The sequence below is a fragment of the Paenibacillus sp. FSL K6-1230 genome, assembly GCF_038002385.1.
Lineage (GTDB): Bacteria > Bacillota > Bacilli > Paenibacillales > Paenibacillaceae > Paenibacillus > Paenibacillus massiliensis.
This window is the reverse complement of sequence record NZ_JBBOCK010000001.1, coordinates 2,026,080-2,050,773: the sequence shown is the minus strand read 5'-3', so window position 1 is coordinate 2,050,773 and position 24,694 is coordinate 2,026,080. Positions and strand designations below refer to the sequence as shown.

Sequence of the window (24,694 nt, the reverse complement as noted above, 5' to 3'; positions counted from 1 at the left end):
CTCCTTGGGGGCTTGGAGCCCTACTCTGTTCTATACTATAATGATATTGATTAAAGAAAGGGTTTTCTTGTTTTATTTTGACCTATAGTATCAGTATTTTGATACCATAATTCTATATATGTGCAGCAGTATGTCAGGGAGGTAAATAAAGATGGACCAGGATCGGTTGCGTTTGAGAGAGAATCTGCGGGAAGACCGTGTGCACGGGGATGCCATGTATCCGGTCCGGGTATACCCGGACGTGGAGCAGCTGAATGGAAACTGCATTCTTGAGCCCCATTGGCATGAGGAGCTGGAGTTCATCCTGGTGGAGGAAGGAAGTGCCCTGTTTCAGACAGATATGAACTATACACTGGTACGTGCTGGTGAGATCTTGTTCGTGAACCGCGGGGAGCTACACGCAGGATATCTGCAGGATGATTCGCACTGCATCTTTTCTGCTGTCGTATTCCATCCGGATTGGCTGAATTGTCACATTAGCGATATTGTACAGCTTGAGTATATTGAGCCTTTTTTGCATAAAAAAAAGCGCCCTAGAGCGCATATCCACCCAGGCGATCCAGGCGGACGTGAGATTATTGACATCATTGGCAGCATGATTGCTGACCATCGCCAGCCCGCTCCAGGACTTGAGCTGATGACCAAGGGCAGACTGTACACCCTGCTCGCCTTGCTGGAGCCGTTCATGCAGCCCGCGGAGGCCACCGCAAGTGTACCTGGTCATCACGAGAAGATCGAGCGCATCAAGCAAGCTCTGGACTACATTCATGCTCACTATCAGGAGCCACTGCGTCTGAAGCAGATTGCAGATACCCTGCACATGAGCGAGGGCCATTTTTGCCGCTTCTTCAAGCAGATGGTGCAGAAGAGCCCCGTGGAATACACGAATGGCTATCGCATCCAGCGTGCCTGCCGATTGCTGGAGCACAGCAACCGCAAGGTCGTCGATATCGCTATGGAAGTCGGCTTCGACAATCTCAGCTACTTCATCGCCACCTTCAAGCGCAACAACGGACTGACTCCATCACAATATCGCAAGCTGCATCAGTAATCCTCATGCTCAGGTGCTAATACCTTGATCGAAGTAAAGATGAGTGTAGAGCCGCTGCAAGCGGGGAGCCCTGTCGACCATTGTTAAGCTTGCTGTTCTTTCGAACGAAATTGAAAATCTGATGATCAGCAAGCTTAAAGATGGGCACTCCGTTTCTCTAGGGCTTCCCCGCTTTCCGCTAACCATACACTCTAGAGATCATTCAAGTTCATAGTCATATTCACTCAAGATACTAGTCAGACTGTCCGACGCCAGATTTCGAACACCGGGTCCTCCTGGGTAGCAATGATGTAAGCTGGAGCTCCATTCTGCTCATCTAGATGAGCTGCTGTCTGCGCCACCACAGGTATGATGAGCAAGGGGACGATCAGGTCATGCTGCTCAATCGGGCCTTTCATGAAATCCAGTAGTGCCTCCTTCGTCGTCTGAACCCCATGTCCAGTGAAAAATAGCTGTCTTCCCTTATAACGAGGCTCATGGTTGAAGACAAGATAGCACTCGTCTTGCAGCACCGTGTCCAGCGCCTCGTAGTCGATCGCCTCGGAGAAGCCATAGCTATTCTTCAGTGCAAAGTAATGAAGGAATAGCTTTCGGGCCTCCGCCTGACTCCAAGTTACTTCTCGCTCCAGGCCTTCGAAATCATAGGCCATATGTCCAGTATTCTCCGTCATGCCTGCTCCTCCCTACTTCAAGCGAATCGGAGCGACAAGTGTATTGGTTCCTTGCTCGGACGGGATAAAGGAAAGTTGTATTGTGTTGTGCTCCATACGGTATGTAACGGTATAATTGCCAGGGTTCATGGTCAGCATAGCCCCGGATACAGCTGTAGAGTCATCTGGCTCCAATTCGCCGCCGGTCGTGTCCTCTCCTGCTCCAATAAATATCTGGCCCGAAGGTGCCTTCATATGTAACAATCCATCGGCATCATCCAATTGCTCTACGACCAATATGTTGAATTCCCCGTCAGCACCTACACCCAAGAATAAAATATGGCCTTGGTTCATCTCATCCAGCTCATCCTCGGGAATGCTCCACCAATCTGATGTATCATCGAAACGATGGCGAATCGCTGCCAGATCGAAGATCGCTACGGTGGATGTGTCTGTTACTATTGTAAATTCATGGTTCATGGCCTCTACCTCAATCCATCTATTCTTATTCGTTCTGTCTCTCTTCTTTACTTCCTTCTTCCTTCTTCCTTCCTCATTCCGTTCCTATGTCACACTGATGCCCTTCAAGATGTAACCTCACATATCATTCAGAATTTCATCCAGCCAACTGCTGTTCTCCTCCTCACATTCCACCTGCCCTAGAAATACCATAGTATCGTTGGACCGGACCTGGCCCTCATAGCTAATCTCAGGGATGGCTATCATATAACTGATCTCGGCTATCCCTTTCTCTGCGAGCAGTTCAGCAACCGGATCAATGATAAAAGCAAAGCCTTCCTCCAGTGCAGCATTCGCGCTTCGCTTCACCTTGCCTAGCTCACCATGCTGTGCCCCGTACCACAGAATGACGGCATGATCGAGATCAACGTACTCGTCAGTAAGGTCAAAGTCCCGTTCGAAGTGGCTACACCCCGCCTAATCCCATCTGTCATCCAGCTTATCTGAGTAATACAGAATCGCCTTCCGGTATGCTCGAATGCCTGCATCCTCGCTTGTCTCTGCAAGCTGGCGCAGCAGACGTTCCATGGCTCCTTTATAATCCTCAAGATTATACAGCACCATGGCGTAAAATACCTCAAATTCCCGATTCCCCGGGTACTCCAAAATGGCCTGTTTTAGCGTAGAAGCGGCTTCCTCATACCTGCCAAGTGTGCGGTAGGTGCTACCCAAGCCAAGGTATGCTCCCTTGCGATCCTCCCCATCCAATCCAAGTGCCAACGACTGCTCGTAATACGGGACAGCCTCCCGCTCCAGCTCCATCACATCATGCACCCAGGCGCACTGATACCATACAGCAGGATCAGTGGAAAATTCCGTAGTTAGCCGCAGCAGCAGCTCTTGTGCCTGCTCCAGCTGTCCCGTTTCCCGAAGCTTAATTGCTCGTTCAAGCTCACTCATGATACACCTCCCCCTAGCTTAGACAGTACATGATCGCTATAATTTGTACAACCGCTTGCCTCTGCTTCAACATAAAAGGACTCCACCGACATGATAGTTGGTCAAGAGTCCTTATAGATTTCATGATAATGTTATAAAAATCGAGACAAAAGGTTGGTAAATTGAATGTTCTCTGCCATCAATAATTTATGTCATCCACCACCATGAATGCTGGTCAACGTAATAATGGTATTCGTCACCAACATGACCACCAGACCACTTGCGAACATCAATGAGAGCATTTTCTTCATACGATCGCCTCCATTCTGACTAGATTGTGATACTCTACCTTAGCTTCCTCTGACGCATAATTACGGAAATGTTCAAATAATCTCATAAATCGCAGAGTAGAGTTATCATGATTAATTATAGTGGACTTTTCCAAACCTTTTAACAAATGGAGATAGCCTTTTTCATATTTTTCTTTCATTAAATTATAGTGTGCAAGCTCGTATAATAAGCCAATATGTTGATCATCCGTATTTTGTTGGTTATATATCTCATTCTTATCCTGCTTCAAAAGACCAGAGATCTCTTGCTCATACTTGGTTATAATTCGATCTACATCCACTTTAAAACGATTCGCCACAATCATAATATTCCATAAGCCACGAGTAACTTCAATTTCCTTGGACTCGATAAACTCAACATAATCTGATAATAGCTGCGTATCACCAGACATTAGTCTGGCTAGCAGGATATTCGCTTTTGCCCATTCTGCGAACAGGCCCTTCCAGTGCAGTGTATCAGCATCCGTCTCTCGTACCCACGACAAATCGGCATACTGGTTAGCTTTTTCTAGAGCCAGTTCGTAGTTACCTTGATCATGATAAAAGCCACCCATTAACAAGTTGCTATACGCTACATAAAAAAATAAGGGTCGAAGTGGCTCTTTGGTGACCGATTCCAAACCATATTGAATTTCTGCCAGACGATTCAACTTGATGGCCGTAGCATTTACTTTATCCCATTCATGTAACGATCTGTACACGTTGGCTAAATCCTTAAGTGCGTCCAACTGATCAATTTCATCCAGGCGCTCCACGTAAGGCTCAAATAGTGTTGCAACTCTGAGGTTGAGAGATTGATCATCACCAATACGAATCGTAAACAATCTATACTGGCTTAAGGCCAGACGTTCTGAATGCTGATTTCTTTCGCCACTGGCAACGTTCTCGTAAAGTATTTCTGCAGCCTCATAAAGCTTCTGATCAAAAAACTCCTCAGCCAGCTCAAAGACCAGTGGCACATAATATGCCACATTGTCCATAAGGACAGATACAACCTGAGCTATGCAATCGAGTCTGTTCAATTCTGTGCAGCGTTGCAAAAAAGCCTTCACTCTACGCCAATCCAGAGATGCCTCCAGCATATATTCCTGAACATATCGGGTATAGTAGTAATCCTCTGGCTTCTCCATGGCCTGTGTAACACAATCCAGTTGATGTACAGATATGGCACGGTTGCTCATTACAATACCACTTACTGTGCCCGCGTTGAGTCCGGATTTGGCAGCAAACTGACTCATGTTCATTTTGTGCTGTTCCAAATAATCTTGGATTTCTGTCCGAATCGTAGGTGTGATTTGCATAGGTAAACCACCCTTCTGGTGTTAACTTATATCAACATAAGGAAAGTTATGAGTTAGAAAACAGCCAATAATATATTCATTTTAACAGATCACATTATACCAAGTTATGGAACGTATGAATATGCCTTAGGCTTAAGGTAACTTTTGAACCTGCGTGATTTAAGAAATTATGTATATTGTTTAGAAATATGCTAGACCCTTTCACTCTCCTTACTATATTTGCTCAAAAGCAGTTCCAAGAAATATAACAAGGGAATTTCTGAGAAAATAGAAATACTTACGTTTCATCTGCCACATTAATAAATTGTCTATAAACTGCTTTAATTATGTTATCTATTACCGAGAGTGTTTCTTCTTTCTGCGCAGAGAAATAGGCAATATACTCTGGGATTACACTGGATTCACCTGACATCAGTCTATTAACGTAAGTATTAGCGATGGACCATTCCAGCGTGACAATAGCATTCGCTAAAGAATTCACATTGGGTTAGCATAACACCAACAGCGCCCCAAGATATGGCTATATAAGCAAGGAGCGCCGCTAGATATCAATTGTACAATCCAAAATCAATGTCTTACAAATTATCCTCAGGCTATTGTCTCGCGTCTTCTACCGCTTGGCAGCCACTTCCTCTTGCAGCTGCTCTATTAGAGTACTGGCCTCCATACTGCTATTCTCGTCCGTTCCTCGCTTCCGAACAGACACCAGATTGGCATTCATCTCACTCTCTCCCACTATGATCATGTATGGGACCTTGTGCAGCCCGGCTTCCCGGATTTTGTAGCCCAGCTTCTCATTCCGACTGTCGAGCTCGACCCGGAGCCCCGCGTCTGCGAGTGTGCGCTTGACGCTCAATGCATAGTCCACGTACCGATCAGATACCGGCAATATTCTTGCCTGGACAGGCGCGAGCCACAGCGGAAAAGCACCTGCGTAATGCTCCGTCAGAATCCCGATGAAGCGATCTATAGAGCCGTAGATCGCACGGTGGATCACCACAGGACGATGCTTGCCATTATCCTCTCCAATGTAGCTAAGCTCGAACTTCTCCGGCATTTGGAAGTCCAGCTGAATGGTGCCACACTGCCAGCTTCGCTTGAGCGCATCTTGAATATGGAAGTCGATCTTCGGTCCGTAGAAGGCCCCGTCGCCTTCATTAAGCTTGTAAGTCACGCCACGTTTCTCTAACACGCTCCGTAGGGATTGCTCCGCCTGCGTCCATAGCTCTTCCGAGCCCATGGAATCATCTGGACGTGTAGATAACTCAATCTCATAGGAGAAGCCGAACACACCGTACATGTAATCGATCAGATCAATGACACGCCCAATCTCCTCTTCGATCTGCTCTGGCAGGACGAACAGGTGCGCATCATCCTGACAGAAGGTCCGTACACGAGTCATTCCGCCAAGTGCCCCAGAGAATTCGTGACGGTGTACCTGACCGAATTCGGACAGACGGATCGGCAGCTCACGATAGGAATGACGGCGGTCCTTATAGATCAGCATGTGGCCCGGACAATTCATGGGCTTGAGCGCGTATGTTGTGTCGTCCACATTTGTGAAATACATATTATCCTTATAATGATCCCAGTGGCCTGACTGCTCCCAGATCCGGTTATTCATCATCAGAGGTGTCCGTACCTCCTCATAATCCAGCTTCCGCTGAACCTGGCGAGCGAAATCCTCAAGCTCTGTACGCACGGTCATCCCGTTCGGCAGATAGAACGGCATCCCTGGTGCCTCCTCAGAGAACATGAACAACCCCAGCTCCTTACCAAGCTTGCGGTGATCACGCTTCTTCGCTTCCTCCAAAATGTGCAGATGTTCATCCAGCTCTACTTTCTTCACGAATGCTGTTCCGTATATCCGCTGCAGCATCTTGTTCTTGCTATCTCCACGCCAGTATGCACCAGCTACATTCATCAGCTTGAATACTTTAAGTCTGCCTGTCGAAGGGACATGCGGTCCGCGGCACAGATCCACGAACTCACCTTGCTCATACAGACTGATGATGCTATCCTCAGGCAGTTCCTGAATCAGCTCCAATTTATAAGGATCACCCAGCTCTGTAAACAGCTTAATGGCTTCCTCACGACTGACTTCTTTACGCACAATCGGGAGATTCTCATCTGCAATCCGCTTCATTTCCTTCTCAATCCTGTGCAGATCTTCGATATTGAGCGAATGCTTCAGATCCATATCATAATAAAAGCCATCTACGATAACCGGACCTACACCGAGTTGCACCTCCTTGCTGCCATACACACGCCTAACAGCCTGTGCCAGTAGATGCGCCGTACTGTGTCGTATGACCTCAAGGCCTTCGGCTGTGTCCTGAGTTACAATCTCGATATGTGCTCCTTCCATCAGCTTGGTGGACAAGTCTACGATCCTTCCATTTAGCTTGCCTGCCACAGCATTCTTACGTAGACCACTACTGATCGATCCAGCCACATCCTCAATACTACTGCCCTCTACATACTCCCGGACCGAGCCGTCCGGCAAATGAATACTTACTGCCATTTCTGCTTCCTCCTCGTTCTTGCTTTCTTTTGTCCGGGACGTATGCTGGTTATGTGAATGCAAAAAAACACCCGTCCCGGTATCAAGGGACGAGTGTGTGCTCGTGGTTCCACCCTAATTCGACCATTAGCAGACGCACAGCAATGACGAGACATCAATGCAGGCAGCTTCAGGTCCTTAATTGGCATCCGATAACGTGGACGAGTCGGCGGCCTATACTAGCGTCTCTGAACAAGACGGGGTTCCAGGCTGCGGCTACAAAGGGGTAACTCCACATTCGACAGCTGAAGAGGCTCGCACCAATCACCCCTATCTCTGGCAGCCCGACATGGGAATCATGTCTTTGATCATTGCCTTTGAATATGCTTTTTATCTTACAAGGAGATTTTTGAAAATGTCAAGCAACTTTTTAGAATCCGTACGCCAACCCGCATCATAGCGGGAAATAAGGACCCAAGAGGTCAGGACAAGCAAAGCATTCGCTATGATGTCTGCCTAGTGATGTCTGCTTAGTTCACATCGCCTATGTACACACTTGCTTGGATACGGTCACGAATGATCCGTCCGAGCTTGCCAGGATACAGTCGAATGTCCTCCAGCTCCTCCAGAGCCACCCACTCAATCCCGATCTGGTTAGGATCTGGTACGGCCCCACCCTCAAGCTTCACGGTCGGGTCCTTCAGCTCACATTCAAAATAAAACTCCACCTGATGATAATCCGAATCCCATTCCGCGAATTCATGATTCCGACCGATATATTCACGGATATGGATAATATCCTTGACGATCACCTCGGCTCCCAGCTCCTCCAGACATTCGCGATATACAGCCTCAGATAGCGGCTCGCTGTGCTCCTGCCCACCACCGGGGAACAGGTAAGCCTCCCCGAACTGATCGCGATTCTTCGTAAGCAAGAGCTTGCCATCCTGCACAATGACAGCCTTGCAGGAATTACGAATTGGCTTCATCTGTATTGTCCCCCAATCAGGTTTGCTTCCGAATTGCTCATGACAGTGACTTACTCGTGACTTACTGGTGACTTACTCTTCACTTGTTGGCCCGTTCATGCTTCTGACTGATGCATGGACTTCTCTCTTGCACTTGACAGATCTTGCTTACTCTTGCAGAGTCTTGGCCAACTCTACCAGCCTATCAAGTGCTACAGGACCTCTTCAATACCTGCACGGATGCTCTCAATCGAGGACACAGGCTCAAAGCGCTTGACGACACGCCCCTCAGCATCAATCAGGAATTTGGTGAAATTCCATTTAATCGCATTACCATGCAGCCATTCTGGGGCCTTGTCGGCCACCATCAGCTTCAGCAGCTTCGCATTGATATCATCCTCGTCGAAGCCCTCAAAGGCAATGGCTTTGCGCAAGTAATCGTACAATGGATGAGCGTTCTCCCCATTCACATCAATCTTGGAGAACATGGGGAATTTCACGCCATAGTTAATCTGGCAAAAAGCTTCTGCATCCTGGCTGCTGCCCGGCTCCTGCTCGGCAAACTGATTACAAGGAAAACCAATGACCTGTAAGCCACGCTCCCGGTATTCATCGAACAGCTTCTGCATATCGTCGAATTGTGGTGTATATTTGCATTTGCTAGCTGTATTCACAATAAGTACAGGTCTTCCTTCATATTGATACAACGGAAAGCGCTCACCATTAGTCTTCGTTACATTAAAATCATAAATAGTCGCCATGTTATCCACTACTCCTCGCTTTTGCTCAGCATTCGTAAGATGCTTAAGATATGAAATACGGTGACGCTTGCCATACCTGAAAATTATAACGGGTACATCAGCATAAGGAAAGCTGACTATTGCGGTGCATCCTTCACGAATAGAGCCATGGCGATTATGTCCGCATAGCTGCCTTCCTCCAGCCTGATTTCATGACGAAGGACCCCCTCCTCCGTGAACCCAAGTGATCTGTACAACTGGATCGCCGCCTGATTATGCTCGAACACCTCCAGTTTCAGCTTGGCAACACGATCATGTGCCCTCGCCCAATCAATCAGCACCTCCATCAGCGCACGTCCAATACCACTTCCACGATAATCTTGATGTGTACTAACACTGAAGCTTCCCATGTGGGCAATCTAAGATTTGTGTCCACCGTGAAAGGACAGAAAGCCCACAAGCTGCTCTTCATGTTCCGCCAGCAGGATGATATGATTGTCCTTGTGCTGGATCTCTTCGATCCACATCCGTTCCTGCTCAGCCGTAATTGTGAATTCTTCAGGTGTTGTTAGCAAATACGGCTCGGTGCGAATAATGGTCTGATTGTAGGACAGGACTCGTTCAGCGTCGACGCCTGCGACAGGACGAATGATGATATGCCTTCCTGCCTTATCTACCAAGTGACGTATACACGAATGGCTCATTTCTATGCACACCTCCTACTCAAGTAAGTATTCCTATTAAATGAATTTTAGATCAGCTCATTCTTATGAGCTTCTACATAGTCATAGAGATACACAAATAGCTCACGATCGGTATACACGTATAGCTGCTGTGCTATATCCGCGATGAATTCAATGTCGATGCCATGTCTGTCCTGAAAGCTCGTTATGGAATGCACCTGGAGGGTTATTTCTGGACCGCTTGACTTCAATTCCAGTCCCTGCTCCTGTTCGTCTCTGAGCCAATGTACTCGGATGCTCTCTAATAGCTCATGGTCACGCTCCGCACCAATTCGCTGCAGAGCTTCTACCGTTTCTTGCAGGTAGCGACCGCTGCGATTCTCTAGGAAGCCTAGTATTCCGTTCATATTCAGCTCCGTGTCAAGCTCGATCATCAGCATCACATCCTGCAGCACGCGCGGTAGCAGCTCGAAGCTCTCCCACAGCTGAGTTCGTGGAACTCCGTACATGCTGTCGCATATCTCGCCCACGATGTCCTCTCCACTCCCATGTGCTAGCGTATCAGTCGAGATTACCGTATGGAGCAGCTGTTTAATGTCCACAAAACTCTCCCTCCCTCACAAGCTTCCCCGCAATAGTCCATTTTCCTCCCCTGTCAATCATGCATCAGTGAGCTGTATCGGTCCCCTTCTTCCCGTTCATTTCATTTCTTGTATATGTAGCTTGACCTCATCAATCCATTGGTGCTCAGCATCTGCCAGAATGGTAGTCCAGCCTATGGCCTTGGCCATCTCTAGATTCTGCTCAGCATCATCTACGAATACGACCGGCTGCGAGCCAGATAATTGCTCTTGGACAATCTGGAATATATTGGAATTAGGCTTCGAGCAGCCGACGGTACTGGAAATCGTCATGGAAGTTATATAGTTCCTAATCGGCTCCAATACCGGAGTAATCCACTCAGCCCGATGATTACTGAGCAAGTGGACCTGGAAGCATTCGCTCCATTCCTTTAATTTATCCCACGCGGGCAGCGGTTGAAGATGCTTGGTAACATGGACATTGCTCAATACTACATTTTCGTTGGAGGACTGCTGCTGGAGCCAGGCCCAGAACCCCTCTTCGCGGATCGTTCCATCCCACAGTTGCTCGCGAACTTGATCCTTATAGAGACTTCGTAGCGTTGTATATGGTACCTTGAGTAGCTCAGCTGCCTCTTCCCAGAATACAGGCGTGATATTGGTTAGCAGCACTCCTCCAACATCCAATACTAAATTTGGTTTTTCAGTATGCATATGTCCCTCCATCTGTCCTATATCCCATAGTGAATTACGGATTGTTTTGATACAAGTGCACTGTCTACGACTTGGATAATTAAGCTAAATTGATGAATGAACTCATGTCTTGGCACTGCATATCCCTCCAATAACACACTTTACGACATCTATCATATTATTACTGAGTAGCAAATGCTATCTTCTAATACATTCTTCATGAGAGCACCTCTTGGTGCCAACCTAGCATTTACATTCCGTGATCTGCCAATTATAATAAGACTATCAAAAGAGCTGGCACTTCATGTGTGAATAAAGCGATTAAAGGATGTAACTCTCCTTTAATCGCTTTTTTTGTGTGAATTCAGTCGTAAATGGAGGTATTGTCTGTGAAGAAAAGAACCTACGAATTACTCATGCTGGTTATCGGGGCATTTCTATTTGCCCTCGCTGTCAATTTATTCGTCATACCGAACGATTATGGTGAAGGCGGCGTAACGGGGATCACCATCATTTTATACTATCTCCTCGGCTGGTCTCCGGCCATTGTCAGTATCGTTCTGAACGGGATCTTGCTGATCGTCGGCTATAGGCTGCTGGATAAAAAAACGACACTATATACGATCATAGCGGTCGGCTTTAACTCACTATTCCTGTATCTGACCGAGCATTGGGAGATATCATCGAGCGAGGCTTTCATTAACGCTATTTTTGCAGGGCTGTTGGCTGGAGTCGGCATCGGGCTAATCATCCGCGTGGGCGGTACAACCGCAGGGACGACTATCCTGGCGCGTCTAGCCAACAAATACTGGGACTGGAATATTAGCTACGCCCTGTTATTCTTCGATCTGATCGTTGCTGGCTTCTCGATCTTCGTCATTGGGATTGAGAAGACTATGATTACCGTCGTCATTCTTTATGTAGGAACGAAGGTCATGGATTTCATTGTGGAAGGCTTGAATCCCAAAAAAGCAGTGACGATTATATCAGCACAGCATGACAGCATTGCAGCGCAGGTAACGAAGCTCATGGACCGGGGTGTCACGGTGCTGCGGGGCTCCGGCTATTACACGGGGCAGGACAAGGAAGTGCTGTACATCGTCATCAGCAAGCAGGAGGTGTCCATGCTGAAGAGAATTGTGCGGGCAGAGGACAAGAACGCCTTTGTCACCATCCATGACGTGCGTGATGTTTTTGGTGAAGGCTTCATCGATATCTCGAAGTAATGGCTAGTGGTTGTAACTGGTTAGGATAAAGCATCTCCGACTTCATAAACAAGTCCTTGAACTTCAAGGACTTGAACGTATTCATCAAACATACGTGAATTGAACATGAATAACTGTACTTATGAAGTGTTATGAAGCTTATTACAACATGAATTCTAAATAGTCTTTACTGTAATATAGCTCCACAACTGCACCAGCACCAATGTCATCATATAACCGAAGCACAGTCTGTTCATCCTCCCATGTATATCCTTTGAAATGGCTGTTTTCGAAGGAATGGGGGGGCCCGTAGGATTCGCTAAGGTCCATACGAAGATTTTGGAGAAGGATAGTACGTTCTTCCAACGGCTCAAGCCTATACCAGTAGGCAGCAGCATTTAATGTCTGATTGAATTCATCTGGAAATATGTACATGACCTCAGATTCTCCAGACCCTGTTGTGGGGTAAGCATAGATTAATGTCTGAGGACTTACTTCATTTGCGTCTGTAAGCTCCAAACTCTCTGTCTGCCTAACCTCTTCTACGCTCATACCCCAATGTGTAACTCTGAATGTGTGATTCTCAGAACAAGCTGATACGAATAAGAGAAGTATCGCTAGCAATGTTCCTATTACCAATCTCTTCATTTACCCGATCCCACCAATCTAAAACTCATGTTGATTACCCTCGTGCTCCTGTTCACTTTTTGATGACGTAATTCTTATCTGCTGCTCACGATCTCCTTCAACCGATCCTCGCCCTTTCATGACTCGTAATCTAACTAATCTGCTCTTTGTCCAAAAAATTCCTGAGTTCTGCATCCGTCCAGCCTTCCATCTCTAGTAGAAGCTGATATGGATCACCATGCAGACCAAGCAGTTCACCGAAGGCTGGCTCCGTCTTCAAGCCCTGTCTCTTCAACTCCCGAACCCTCTCTCGATATGTGCTCCCGAGCAGTGTCAGGATTTTATGCTCAATCCGCATGTGCCGATAGCCATTTTGCTCTACCGTCGGGATTGGCTGGCCGAACACTTCAACCCACTGCCCTTCCTGTTGGAAGGAGATTACGATTCGCTGAATACCGTGTACTGTGCGAATGGCCTGACGAAACCCAGGCTGCTTCTTGTAAACCTCCATAATCGCCGAGCAAGCCTCCATATCATGAACCTCACATATAATATCCAAATCGCTATCCGGTAGAGCTATATCAATCGGTATAGTCCCTACTAGCAGTGGGCTGAAGCCTTCCAATCGCTCCATAATTCCCAATCGCTTCAGAATATCATAGCATCGTCTCTGTCTGGGATTACCTTCCTGCATATAGTTTATGCTCCTGAAATCCTCACTGTAGTCGAGCTCTATCATGAAGCATGATCTCCTGTCAGCTTGCAGAGCTTCCCCAATCGGCCTTGAATCTCCAGTAATACTGTTCCTGAACAACCTGACTGGTCGGCTTGCTGACCGAAAAATTTCATTATGGACTCAGCGGCCTCAGCATCTGCAGCGTTTATCCACATGCATTCCAGCATTGCATCATCCCATCCTTCCGTTCTGACTGGCTGATGCATTCATTAGCCAGTACTTAGCTTAGACATCAGTAGCACTGGAGTTCAGCATCGTCACTATATTTACCAAGTTTACGCACAAGAATGTGTCTCTTATCTGAAGATATATCCACCCACGCCTCCTGTCAAAGGATTCCTGCAGGTTACGTTCCCCACCTACAGATCTATTAAGTCAATTCGTATCCCCCGGCGCCTGCCACTGCTGTCTGTACTCACTGGGGTACATCCCTGTCTTGTTCTTGAAGATTCGGCTAAAGTAATGCGGGTCACTGTAGCCGACCGACTTGCCTACATGCTTGATATCCATATCCCCGCAGGTCACCAGCATCCGCTTGGCCTCATTCAGCCGCAGGCCTGTCAAATACTTGAGAGGCGTCTCGCCGGTCACCTTCTTAAAGCATTTCCCAAGATAGTCCACCGAAAAATGCAGCTGCCCTGCCATATCCTGCAACGTAATTTCATGCATGTAGTTCTGCTTCAGGTACAGCTTGACAGCCTCGGCTATATCTTCGGCCTGAAGCTGTTCATCGGTCACCGCGCTTACCCGGGCCAGCGAATCATTCACACGGCCCAGCTTGATCTCAAGTGAATGCAGCAAGGCACGTAGCTGTTCCTCCGTTAGCGGCTTGAGCAAATAATCTTCAACCTTATAGGTGATGGCCTGTCGTGCATATTCGAATTCATGATGACCGCTTAGGATAACAATTTTGACATGAGGATACGCAAAATACAGATGCTTCGCCAGCTCCAGCCCATTCATAATCGGCATCTGGATATCCGTGACGACCAGATCCGGTACAGCCTGCTCCATCAGCTTCAGTGCCTCCTGCCCGTTCCTGGCTTCGCCAATGACCTCAAAGCGGGAATCCAGTTCACGGAATTTACGGGACACATTGCGACGGATGAGTGCTTCATCCTCCACAATGATCGTTCTATAGGTCATCGCCATCGTTAACCGACTCCTTTCGAATAGAACCAGAGATTGCAATTTCCACCCCACCAGTGGGTAGATTCGTGATATGCATATCTGCCGCATCGCCATACCATAATTTCAGCCGAATCCATATATTTTTCATACCCATTCCGTTAATGCGCATATTGGGCATACGCTGCCAATCTCGTGAGGATTCCATATACTCTTGCATAGCCTTCATGGCCTCCGGCTCCATGCCAGGGCCATTATCCTCAACTGTTATTTTCCATCTATTGTTCGTCTTATCCTGCTCACCCATAATTCGTACACGCCAGGGAGGTGTATCACGAAGACCGTATTTCATGGTATTCTCCAGCAGAGGCTGGATCAGCAGCATTGGAACCTGATTATTCTTCATTTCATCCGGGATGCTAAATTCATATTGCAGATCGTCCTCAAAACGAATCTTCATGCACTCCAGGTAGCGCTCACAGTACTCCAGCTCCTCTGACAACGGGACTCCGTTTTTGCTGGACCCTGAAATGTATCGAAGCATCGCTGTAATATGCCCGCAAAAAGCTACAATCTCGTCGTTCATCCCCTCCTCTGCCATAATGCTGATGTTAGCAATATTGTTATACAGAAAATGAGGATTCATCTGGGATTGCAGCGCCAATAGTCGAGCTTCAGCTTCTTCGGTCTTGAGTGCTAACAAATCCTGAAAGGACTGTACCAGCTGCTGATTAAGCTTGAAGAACGTATCGTTCAGCTCATCCAGCTCACGAATCGCTCCAGGGTTCTCCAGCTTGAATAATTGGCCGGGCTTCTGCCCCGTCGCCAGAGCTTGCGCATCTGTAGTGCGTATCAACTGCTGGAGTCGGTGCAGCGGAAGGGTCACGCGCTTGGATATGAGATAAGATATCAGCAATATACATGTCAGTGTAGCGAGGGTCGCTCCAACCACCAGCAGGGTGACCCGATTCAGTCCAGCGAAGAGTGATCGCTGTGATTGTGTCACGACGATCGTCCATCCCGTCTCCGGTGATACGGCATAGGTCATCATCTGCTTGGCGGTACCGCCAAATTCAGCCACCTCATGCATCGTCTCAGGTGAGTAATGCCTGCTGTGGATTAATTCCTCATAATAGTCACCTACAGCAGACCACTCCCCAGACTCGGAAGTAAAGGGATATAATACGGCATCCTGCTCATCCAGCACATAGATGGAGACCTCCTTGTTATCCGCGACCAGCTCCTGGGGGTAACGGAACACCGTTGCTGCATCCTGCAAAATCTCCACTACTCCCTGACTGACATAATTTCCGTCCTTATATACTCGGGTTAGTGACAGATAACGATGCTCAGAGGGACCGGATGCCGTGGGGACTGGCAACGAGCCGCCCTGCAGCATTTGCAGTACACGCCACCCATTGCGTCTCCAGGTCTCCTCATACCAGGGCCTTTGTGTCAGATCAACAACCCGCTGTCCATTGAATGCCCCGGCACCCAGCATTTTACCGTTGCTATCATAGATATTGGCCTGCTGTGCCGTATTCGAGCTGCTGATAATTGCCAGTATGACGTCAATCAGCGTGGTGTTGTCCTTGTAGAACAACGGGTCCACAGCAGCACGCTTCTGCTCATCCTCTGCCAGAGACAAATAATGGCTAAAGTGCTCCTTGACCAGATTGGAATACACAATATTCATGGAGAGATTGTTCATCTTGATGATTTCCTGATCCAGGTTGCTCACAATGGATGTGACCAGTTGCTTCTGCTGATCAGCGCTGCGACTGCGGATGTCATTTGCCAAAAATACATACAACAGGCTTGCCACCAGGAGCGAGAAGATAATGAATACGACTGAGTAGTAGGTAAACAGACTTTGCTGCAGCGTTCTAAAACGATATCGCATGTTGCTTTCACCTCTCCAAATCATCCGCGTTGCTCACTTCCATACGAAAATGTCCACCTCAACAGAACGCTTTTGTCTATTGAGTGACCTCCACTTTCAAAGTAAAGTTATGCACATAAGAATACGCTTACATTTCCGATTCTGCAAGCGATCACAAGCATATTTTAGGGGAGGCTCACTCATGAAAAAAAGAATTCTCGCTCCACTTGCAAGCTTGCTGCTGCTGTCCGGCCTATTGCTGGGCGCATGTAGCTCGTCAGGAGGCTCGGGCGGCTCTGACAAAGTAACCCTGACCTTTGGAACCAGCCAGACGGGTATCCCCCGTACAGGTATTATGCAGGAAATGGCTAAGCAATACGAGCAGGAGACTGGTGTTAGAATCGACTTTCAGGTCGTTCCAGATGCCCAGTGGCGCGACCTCATTAAGGTGAAGCTGGCCTCGGGAGAGGCTCCGGATATTTTCAACGTGGACGTAGACCCACTCAGCATGCCTGCCAATGTGCGACCTGAGGAGAACGCCATTGACCTGACGAATGAGGAGTTCACCTCTAGCATGTCTGAGGAGATACTGCCTACCGTTAGCCACAAGGATAAAGTATATGGCGTCTCCTTCGCCCCGTCCAAAATCTGGTACGTCTACTATAACAAACGCATCTTCAATGAGCTTGGTATCGAACCTCCAACCAATTATGCCGAATTCAAGGAGATCAGCCAGAAGATCATGGATAAGGGTATTACCCCATTCTATCAGGCTCCAGCTAGCGGGTGGTACCAAGTGCTCCCATTGTTCGAGACGGGACCCAATTATGAGAAGCTCGCACCTGGGACCTATGACAAGCTGAACAATAACGAGATGAAGGTCGAGGAGCTGACGCAGCTCAGAACGGTGCTGGAGCAATTGAATGAATTCGCAGAGCTCGGGTATTTTGGCAAGGACTTCCTGTCCAATACGGTAGAAGCTGGCATCGAGGCCTTCGGTCAGGAAAAAGCGGCCATGCTACTACGGGTGCCGGGTACAGAGAAGGAAGTATCTGATGCATATCCTGCTATGAAGGACAATATGGGATTCTTCGTTATGCCTTGGGGAGACAATCAGACGATTGGCGTCAACCCCGGGGGATCGGCGGCCATGTTCGGCAACAAAAACAGCAAGCATCCTGAAGAGGTGCTGAAGTTTTTCCGCTGGATTACGCAGCATGACAATCTGCAAAAGGTATTTGACGGGGGTGAGGGTAATCTGACGATTTGCTGGCCAGAAATCGAACCTAAGCTGACTCCGGACTATATCGAGTATGAGAAGGCACATGAGAAAGGCACGGTTATGCAGGCTGCTGTCAAATACATTGACCCGCAATGGATGGATATTGGCAAGGACATCTCAGGAATGTTCGCAGGTGCGATGACGCCGGAGCAGATTCTACAGAATATTGATAAACGCCGGGCAGAGCAAGCCAAGGTGCTGAAGGACGAGGCGTGGCAATAAGCCGCGCATGCCTCCGCAAGCATGCCTGCTCACGGCAGGAAGGAAAGTGTGACCTGATATGAACCCTAACAAAATCTATCCATGGTACTTCTCTTCCGGGGCGATTGTGTTATATGCACTTTTCATCGTCGCTCCTGCTGTGCTGGGAATCTATTATTCCTTCACAGACTGGAATAGCTATAGCCCGGACAAGAACTTTATCGGACTTGAGCACTTCCGCACTATTCTGGCAGGCGATCCGACCTACCTGTTATTCATTAAGAATACGGTGCTATTCACGCTGGTGACCTCCATTGCAAAGACAATCATGGGACTGCTCCTCGCTCTGCTGCTCGTCAGCGGAGTGAAGGCAGCCAGCCTGCATCGGATGATCATCTTCTCCCCGCAGGTGCTCTCATTCCTGATTATTGGTCTGGTCTTCAAGAGCCTGCTGGACCCCAATAACGGCTTCGTCAATGTCACCCTGCGCTCGCTCGGTCTGGATGCGCTCGCTCAGAATTGGCTGGGCTCACTCACCTGGGCGATGCCATCCATTATGGCCGTGGACACCTGGAAAGGGATGGGCTACATCATGGTGCTATTCATTGCTGGCCTACTCGCCATTCCCCGGGACTATTACGAAGCAGCTGCGATTGATGGGGCTGGCTTCTGGCAGCGGCTACTTCGCATTACGCTTCCCATGCTGATGCCTACCATTACGATTGCAACCGTGCTGAACATTACGTACGGACTGCGAGTATTTGACGCCGTCTATGTGCTGACGAACGGAGGCCCGGGGAACGCAACGGATGTCATCAACACCGCTGTCTACTCTTCCTTTGCCAAAGGATACTGGGGTCTGGGCAGTGCGCTGTCTACTATCCTGTTCCTCATTATGGCCATCATCTCCGTGTTCATTATCCGCTTGATGAGCAGAAAGGTGGAATTGTAAATGCAATGGCGCAAAAGGCTTACCTCCATCGGACTCAATGCGCTTGCCTGGATTCTGAGCCTGATCGTGCTCATTCCCTTCGTCGTCATTGTGCTGAATTCATTCAAGTCGGACGCTGAGGCGAAGGTGCTGAAGCTAAGCCTGCCTGAAAAATTTATATTCGATAATTATCAGATTGTCTATGAGCAAGGACATTTGGGCCAATCTTTCTTGAACAGCCTGCTGCATGCGACCTCGTCCTCCTTGCTGCTGGTATTCGTAGTAGCGTTCTCGGCCTTCACACTCTCGCGTAATCACTCCAGGCTCAGCAACGTTCTGTACTTTTTCCTGATTCTCGGCATTACCCTGCCGCTGAACTACATTCCGCTCATGGAGGTCATGAAGACGCTTGGCATGATCAATTCCCATCTGGGCATGATCCTGCTCTACACAGCTATGGGGATCCCGATCTCTCTATTCATCACGTATGCATTCGTCTCAGGCATTCCCAAGGAGCTGGATGAGGCTGCGATTATGGACGGCTGCAACGGCATCAAGCTATTCTGGAAAATTATTATGCCGCTGCTGGGCTCCGTACTAGTGACTGTCTTTGTCCTCAACTTCCTGAGTGTGTGGAATGAATTCACCGCTCCGCTGTATATGCTCAATACGGTCGATATGTGGCCGATGACGCTAGCCGTGTACAATTTCTTTGGGCAATTCAGTGCGCAGTGGAACCTGGTCAGTGCAGATATCGTGCTTACGTCTCTGCCTGTGCTGCTCGTATTCCTCCTGGGACAGAAATATATTGTAGGAGGTCTTACCTCAGGGGCTGTTAAGGGATAAATCAATAATAGTATACGGTTGGCGCGTAGTGATGTAGTGGTGAGTAGTCGCATAGTTTAGTGGTGAGACAATAAGATAGTGAGAAAACGAGGCGATAAGGCAGCGGAGCAGAGGCGCTCCGAGAACGAACCATTCCTCCGATCACTGTTGTCCCCGAAATTCCAATTATAAATTTTATAGCGGATACAATTCGGGGACAAAGGCGAACGCTGCCGCTTCTTTGGAATTGCTTCGTCCTCTCCGCTACTTGTGTGCATACTGTTACCTTATTAAATCACATGGCGAAATCACCATTGTGCAGCAATTTCTCTAGTACGGAACAAAGGTCGAGAGCGGATGTGCTACATTTTTCCGCTCTCGACCTTCTGCTTCAGGACGATCATACTCATCTTTTTTTATCCAAGTAAAGTTCGTTATCTCTACCCTGTAATGTGCGGCACCAATCCATTATTCGCAATGACATCTTTATACCAATAGAAGCTCTTCTTCCGCTTGCGCTCCAGGGTTCCATTCCCCTCGTTGTCCTGGTCTACATAGATAAAGCCGTAGCGCTTCTCCATCTCGGAGGAAGAATAGCTGATCAGATCAATGATTCCCCAACTCGTATAGCCCATAAGCTCTACTCCGTCTAGGATCGCTTCATGCATCTGTTCGATGTGCGAGCGGAAATAAGCAATCCGATATTCATCCTGTATGCTGCCGTCCTCTTCAATCTGGTCATAGGCACCGATCCCGTTCTCCACGATGAACAAGGGCACCTGATAACGATTGTACAGGTCGCACAGCGATAACCGAAGGCCAACCGGATCAATCTGCCAGCCCCAATCATTCGTCTGCAGGTACGGATTTTTGACCCCACCTGTGGTATTGCCACTTACCTTCTCCAATCCCTCGCTATTGGCACTGGCTACCAGGGACATGTAATAGCTAAAGGAGATAAAGTCTACCGGATGGGTACGCAGAATCTCATCGTCTCCCTCCAGCTTGTCGATGACAATTCCACGCTCGCGGAAGAAACGGTCCATATACCGTGGATAAGCACCGCGCACCTGTACATCGGTGAAGAAATAATTGAATTGATTGTTGCGGTAGGCAGCCAGCACATCCTGCGGATCACAGGTATGCGGGTACGTCAGCAGCCGGGTAAGCATGCAGCCAATCTGGGAGCCTGGAATCAGCTCGTGGGCATATTTCACAGCGAGACTACTTGCTATGAATTGATGATGCAACGCCTGGTATACAGCCTGTTCGACATTGTCGAAACGGTCCGGTACAATCCCCCCACTCGTGAATGGATGCCGTACAAGACTGTCGATCTCGTTGAAGGTAAGCCAATACTTGACCTTGCCTGAATAACGTTGGAATACAACTTTACAGAAGCGGACGAAAAAATCCACTACGCGACGATCCGTCCAACCACCGTACTCATTGACGAGATGCATGGGCATTTCATAATGAGACAAGGTCACCAGCGGCTCAATTCCATGCTTGTGCATTTCATCAATCACGTTATCATAGTACAGCAACCCAGCTTCATTCGGTGCAAGCTCGTCTCCCTTTGGGAAAATCCGTGTCCAGGCTAGAGAAATCCGAAGCGTCTTGAGCCCCATTTCTCCGAACAAAGCCATATCCTCAGGGTAGCGATGATAGAAATCGATCCCCCTGCGCTTTGGATAATCTCTGTCGGATTCATCCTCTAGCGCCTGCTGAATCTGCTCCTCCGTGATGGCTTGATGCTTCTTATAGTCCTGATTGCTGACATTTTTCTTGAAGATCGCAATATCCGCTGTGGATATCCCCTTTCCATCTACATTCCAAGCTCCCTCTGCCTGGTTAGCCGCAATGGCTCCTCCCCACAAAAAATCCTTAGGAAATGTTCTGGTGATCTCTGCCATGTCTGTCTCCTCCTTAATTATCTACATGTCTACTTCTATTGTTGTCAACTGAACCATTCTAAGAGTCGAGTTGCTCATTACCTGCTAATGACGCGGTTAATATGGATGATCAGGTACATCGTCTCTTCGCTGGAAATATGGTAGCCGAATCTCGCTTCAATATAACGTCGAATGGACTCTGTACACAGCTCTTCCTCCGGGTACTTGCTCATAATTTGCCCAAGTAGATCATGATCCTGGGACTCTAGCATCTTCTGCTCCAACAGACGCTGGACGAAGAACTGCAAGTGAGTCAAAAATCGAGAGTAGTTAATGCTCGTCGTATCCAGCTCAATACCGAAATGAAGCTTGACGATATTCAGAATGTCCTTGACGGTATTTGTCATCAACAGCACCTGGTTCATGTTATCCTCCGTCTGTGACGCATTCACCAGATGGAAGGCAATATTGGCTCCCTCCTCCTCGGGAAGAGCAACACCAAGATGCTGCTCCATTAGCCCCAAGGCATGAAGCCCGATCCCGAATTCCTGTGGATAAAATTTCTTGATCTCCCACAGCATACGGTTCTGCAAGGTCATACCTTCCTTGTAACGTTTGACCGCCATATACAGGTGATCCGTCAGGGACAGGTATAAATGCTCGTTCAGTTCCCTAGATAAGGCTTGCTTGGCATAGGATATGATTTCGTCCGCCACGATCAGGTATTCCTTCGGCGTCTCCTTCATTAATGCAGTCAGATCGGAGGAAATACTTTCATTCTCAAGGACATATATTTTCTCGATTTCATGCTCCTGTATTTCATCCTCCGGTTTGCTTTTGAATCCGATGCCCTTCCCCATCACGATGACTTCCTTGTGGTCATCACGCCTCGCAAGCACAACACTCGAATTGAGAATCTTAATGACTTTCATATCCTATGACCTCTCACTTTCTAGGCTGATTTCTCCTGGTGTCAGAATGCTGTGATCAGGGGCTTGTCCGGCCCGATCTCATCCCCGGCTCCGTGTCCGAGCACCTCCAGGTAAGTGCCTGCATTCGTTATAATGACTGGCGTTGTCGTATCATAGCCTGCGGCCTCAATGGCATTCAGGTCGAACTCTATCAGTAGATCACCATGACGAATGGTATCGCCTTCCTGGACATGGACGTTGAAGTGCTCTCCCTTCAGCTTGACCGTATCCAGTCCTACGTGGATGAGCAGCTCTACCCCGTCTACAGACTTCAATCCGATGGAATGCTTGGTCTTGAAGACCGTCTCTACTGTACCGTCAAAAGGAGCTACCACTCTACCCTGATGGGGTCTGATCGCCATCCCCTGTCCCATAGCTTGTTGGGCAAAGGCTTCATCCTGCACCTCACTCAGCGGTAATGCTATCCCTTCGATTGGTGCAAATACAACACTTCGAGACTTAATGTTCTTGCTCCGCACTTGGGACATCTCAGCTGCTGCTGTGACTCCTGTAGTGTGGGAAGGAGATCCACTGGCGTTACCAGACGGCTGCTCAGCGGTCGTTGCTGAAGCCTCGTCCTTGAACCCAATTACATATACTGCGATGAATGTTACCACGATAGATATTGCTGACGTAATTAGCGCATTCACCAGATTCGAGCTATCTTCACTGATAAACATCGGCAAGGATGCCAGTCCCGGCCCAACCGCCGCGAAGGCTTTCAAATTCACCAATCCGGCGTATAATCCAGCCGCAGCCGCACCGATCATACTGGCGAATAATGTCTTCTTGAGCCGTAAATGCACACCATACAATGCAGGCTCAGTAATACCGAACAAGCCGGAGATCCCTGCTGGCAGAGCAATTTGCTTCAGCTTAGGGTCCTTAGTCTTGACAGTAACAGCCATAGCTCCTGCTCCTAGTGCCATATTAGAGCACAGCATGGCAATGAGCACAAGCGTCTCATAACCTGGCGAAGCGATAGCTGCAAAGATGATCGGGTACAGTACCTTGTGCATACCGAACATTACGATGATCGGCATTAATACCGACAAAATGACTACGGTTAGCCAACCGATTCGTTCCTGAATCCATACCACGCCCGCGGACAAGCCAGTACCAGCATAGTTGCCAAGGGGTCCCAACACAATCAGAGCGATTGGCGCTACAATGACGATTGTGATCAGCGGCTTCAGGAAGATCTTCACAGGTCCTGGTGAGATTTTATCTGCAAATCGTTCAATATAGGACATGAACCAGACGGTCAATATTATGGGAATGACCGAGGTCGAGTATGTGACGGACGGGACGGGTAATCCCATGAAAGATACAGGCGCATCTCCTCCTAACAAGCTAATCAGATTCGGATGCAGCAGTACGCCACCAAGAGCTACAGCTACAAACGGATTGGCCTTGAACTTCTGAGCACTTGTAAAAGCTAAGAGTACCGGCAAGAAATAGAAGGCTGAGTCAGCGATTAGGCTTAGAATAAGATACGTCTGACTTTCCTTGGACATCACACCCGTCACTGTCAACAACAGCAGCAATGCCTTCAGCATCCCCGAAGCCGCAATCGCTGGAATAATCGGCTGGAATATCCCGGCAATCATGCTCGCAAAGCTGTTGAACAATCCCTTGAGACTACGATCTGCCGGAGTCGTCCCTTGCGAGGTTCCCTCTGCATTCATATCCAGCATCTTTACTAATTCATTATAGACGTAACCAACATCGTTCCCTACAATCACCTGATATTGTCCGCCGCTATTGACCGCACCCATGATACCGTCCAGCGCCTTGATCTCCTCTGTCTTCGCCAGCTCCGGCTGGCGGAGATTCATACGTAGACGAGTAGAGCAATGGATGACGTTGCTGATATTGCCTTGTCCGCCCACCTTGTCGAGTATAGCGCGGGCTGTCTCTTTATAATTCATGCTTCAACACTCACTTTCCAGAAAATAGAGAATAAAAAAAGACCTAAAAAGGGTAGGAACATAAAATGCTCACTACCCAATTCAGGTCTTGCCTGCCGAACAGTAACACGCCAGATTGGATATGATGTATGGAATGCACAGCTCTGTGCATTGAATTAAATA

25 protein-coding genes are annotated in these 24,694 nt (G+C 48.2%); 5 read left to right on the top strand and 20 right to left on the bottom strand.

Annotated features, from left to right (window positions below; translation table 11 throughout):
- Positions 1–151 precede the first annotated feature (151 nt).
- On the top strand, positions 152–1,051 hold the full coding sequence (locus tag MKX74_RS09040) for a helix-turn-helix transcriptional regulator (protein WP_341178152.1): 900 nt from the start codon (positions 152–154) through the stop codon (positions 1,049–1,051).
- A 236-nt stretch (positions 1,052–1,287) separates the two neighbouring features.
- Here MKX74_RS09040 and MKX74_RS09035 read toward each other — a convergent pair whose 3' ends face one another.
- The 12 genes from MKX74_RS09035 to MKX74_RS08980 form a co-directional block, all read right to left on the bottom strand.
- On the bottom strand, positions 1,288–1,722 hold the full coding sequence (locus tag MKX74_RS09035) for a hypothetical protein (protein ID WP_341178151.1): 435 nt from the start codon (positions 1,720–1,722) through the stop codon (positions 1,288–1,290).
- Between the two features lie 12 nt (positions 1,723–1,734).
- Positions 1,735–2,181 (bottom strand): DUF6386 family protein, encoded by a 447-nt coding sequence (locus MKX74_RS09030; protein ID WP_341178150.1) that lies wholly within the window; start codon positions 2,179–2,181, stop codon positions 1,735–1,737.
- A 117-nt stretch (positions 2,182–2,298) separates the two neighbouring features.
- Entirely contained in the window at positions 2,299–2,529 is a 231-nt protein-coding gene (locus MKX74_RS09025) for a hypothetical protein (protein WP_341178149.1), read from the bottom strand.
- 108 nt (positions 2,530–2,637) lie between these two features.
- Positions 2,638–3,120 carry a tetratricopeptide repeat protein gene (locus MKX74_RS09020; protein ID WP_341178148.1) on the bottom strand — a complete coding sequence of 161 codons (483 nt, stop codon included), beginning with the start codon at positions 3,118–3,120 and terminating at the stop codon, positions 2,638–2,640.
- A gap of 286 nt (positions 3,121–3,406) precedes the next feature.
- Complete coding sequence (locus tag MKX74_RS09015; protein ID WP_341178147.1) at positions 3,407–4,750, bottom strand: transcriptional regulator; 1,344 nt, start codon at positions 4,748–4,750, stop codon at positions 3,407–3,409.
- Positions 4,751–5,360: 610 nt separating this feature from the next.
- Positions 5,361–7,274, bottom strand: a complete 1,914-nt coding sequence (gene thrS / locus MKX74_RS09010; protein WP_341178146.1) for a threonine--tRNA ligase — start codon at positions 7,272–7,274, stop codon at positions 5,361–5,363.
- A 509-nt stretch (positions 7,275–7,783) separates the two neighbouring features.
- Positions 7,784–8,242, bottom strand: a complete 459-nt coding sequence (locus tag MKX74_RS09005; protein WP_341178145.1) for an NUDIX domain-containing protein — start codon at positions 8,240–8,242, stop codon at positions 7,784–7,786.
- Between the two features lie 191 nt (positions 8,243–8,433).
- Positions 8,434–8,982: a glutathione peroxidase gene (locus tag MKX74_RS09000; RefSeq protein WP_018883587.1), complete on the bottom strand. Its 549-nt coding sequence runs from the start codon at positions 8,980–8,982 to the stop codon at positions 8,434–8,436.
- A gap of 116 nt (positions 8,983–9,098) precedes the next feature.
- A complete protein-coding gene (locus MKX74_RS08995; protein ID WP_341178144.1) occupies positions 9,099–9,371 on the bottom strand; it encodes a GNAT family N-acetyltransferase in 273 nt (90 codons plus the stop codon).
- A 9-nt stretch (positions 9,372–9,380) separates the two neighbouring features.
- On the bottom strand, positions 9,381–9,665 hold the full coding sequence (locus MKX74_RS08990) for a hypothetical protein (protein ID WP_341178143.1): 285 nt from the start codon (positions 9,663–9,665) through the stop codon (positions 9,381–9,383).
- A gap of 47 nt (positions 9,666–9,712) precedes the next feature.
- Entirely contained in the window at positions 9,713–10,246 is a 534-nt protein-coding gene (locus tag MKX74_RS08985; RefSeq protein ID WP_341178142.1) for a DMP19 family protein, read from the bottom strand.
- A gap of 96 nt (positions 10,247–10,342) precedes the next feature.
- On the bottom strand, positions 10,343–10,939 hold the full coding sequence (locus MKX74_RS08980; protein WP_341178141.1) for an HAD family hydrolase: 597 nt from the start codon (positions 10,937–10,939) through the stop codon (positions 10,343–10,345).
- Between the two features lie 353 nt (positions 10,940–11,292).
- On the opposite strand from MKX74_RS08980, the gene MKX74_RS08975 reads away from it, so the two are divergent.
- A complete protein-coding gene (locus MKX74_RS08975; RefSeq protein ID WP_445667259.1) occupies positions 11,293–12,144 on the top strand; it encodes a YitT family protein in 852 nt (283 codons plus the stop codon).
- Positions 12,145–12,285: 141 nt separating this feature from the next.
- On the opposite strand, the gene MKX74_RS08970 is transcribed toward MKX74_RS08975, so the two are convergent.
- From MKX74_RS08970 to MKX74_RS08950, 5 genes are all read right to left on the bottom strand, one after another.
- Positions 12,286–12,771: a hypothetical protein gene (locus MKX74_RS08970; RefSeq protein ID WP_341178139.1), complete on the bottom strand. Its 486-nt coding sequence runs from the start codon at positions 12,769–12,771 to the stop codon at positions 12,286–12,288.
- 130 nt (positions 12,772–12,901) lie between these two features.
- Complete coding sequence (locus tag MKX74_RS08965; protein WP_341178138.1) at positions 12,902–13,489, bottom strand: DUF4269 domain-containing protein; 588 nt, start codon at positions 13,487–13,489, stop codon at positions 12,902–12,904.
- On the bottom strand, positions 13,486–13,641 hold the full coding sequence (locus MKX74_RS08960; protein ID WP_341178137.1) for a hypothetical protein: 156 nt from the start codon (positions 13,639–13,641) through the stop codon (positions 13,486–13,488). Before MKX74_RS08960 ends, MKX74_RS08965 begins: the two co-directional genes overlap by 4 nt.
- Positions 13,642–13,861: 220 nt before the next feature.
- Complete coding sequence (locus MKX74_RS08955) at positions 13,862–14,638, bottom strand: response regulator transcription factor (protein ID WP_025677516.1); 777 nt, start codon at positions 14,636–14,638, stop codon at positions 13,862–13,864.
- Complete coding sequence (locus MKX74_RS08950) at positions 14,622–16,517, bottom strand: cache domain-containing sensor histidine kinase (RefSeq protein ID WP_341178136.1); 1,896 nt, start codon at positions 16,515–16,517, stop codon at positions 14,622–14,624. The genes MKX74_RS08955 and MKX74_RS08950 overlap by 17 nt, the downstream gene beginning before the upstream one ends.
- A 181-nt stretch (positions 16,518–16,698) precedes the next feature.
- On the opposite strand from MKX74_RS08950, the gene MKX74_RS08945 reads away from it, so the two are divergent.
- Genes MKX74_RS08945 through MKX74_RS08935 form a run of 3 tightly spaced genes read left to right on the top strand, consistent with a single transcriptional unit; the run spans position 16,699 to position 19,756 of the window.
- Positions 16,699–18,000, top strand: coding sequence for an ABC transporter substrate-binding protein (locus MKX74_RS08945; RefSeq protein WP_341178135.1), 1,302 nt, complete (start codon positions 16,699–16,701; stop codon positions 17,998–18,000).
- Between the two features lie 58 nt (positions 18,001–18,058).
- The gene (locus MKX74_RS08940; protein ID WP_018883598.1) at positions 18,059–18,931 is read left to right on the top strand and encodes a carbohydrate ABC transporter permease; all 873 of its coding nucleotides are present in this window, start codon (positions 18,059–18,061) and stop codon (positions 18,929–18,931) included.
- A complete protein-coding gene (locus MKX74_RS08935; RefSeq protein ID WP_341178134.1) occupies positions 18,932–19,756 on the top strand; it encodes a carbohydrate ABC transporter permease in 825 nt (274 codons plus the stop codon).
- A gap of 419 nt (positions 19,757–20,175) precedes the next feature.
- Here the strand turns inward: MKX74_RS08935 and MKX74_RS08930 are convergent, their stop codons facing one another.
- The 3 genes from MKX74_RS08930 to MKX74_RS08920 all read right to left on the bottom strand — a co-directional run bounded on the left by MKX74_RS08930 (position 20,176) and on the right by MKX74_RS08920 (position 24,532).
- Positions 20,176–21,651, bottom strand: a complete 1,476-nt coding sequence (locus tag MKX74_RS08930) for a glycoside hydrolase family 1 protein (protein WP_341178133.1) — start codon at positions 21,649–21,651, stop codon at positions 20,176–20,178.
- Positions 21,652–21,728: 77 nt separating this feature from the next.
- Positions 21,729–22,562 (bottom strand): BglG family transcription antiterminator LicT, encoded by an 834-nt coding sequence (gene licT / locus MKX74_RS08925; RefSeq protein ID WP_018883601.1) that lies wholly within the window; start codon positions 22,560–22,562, stop codon positions 21,729–21,731.
- Positions 22,563–22,603: 41 nt separating this feature from the next.
- Positions 22,604–24,532 (bottom strand): beta-glucoside-specific PTS transporter subunit IIABC, encoded by a 1,929-nt coding sequence (locus MKX74_RS08920; protein ID WP_341178132.1) that lies wholly within the window; start codon positions 24,530–24,532, stop codon positions 22,604–22,606.
- Positions 24,533–24,694: the final 162 nt, after the last annotated feature.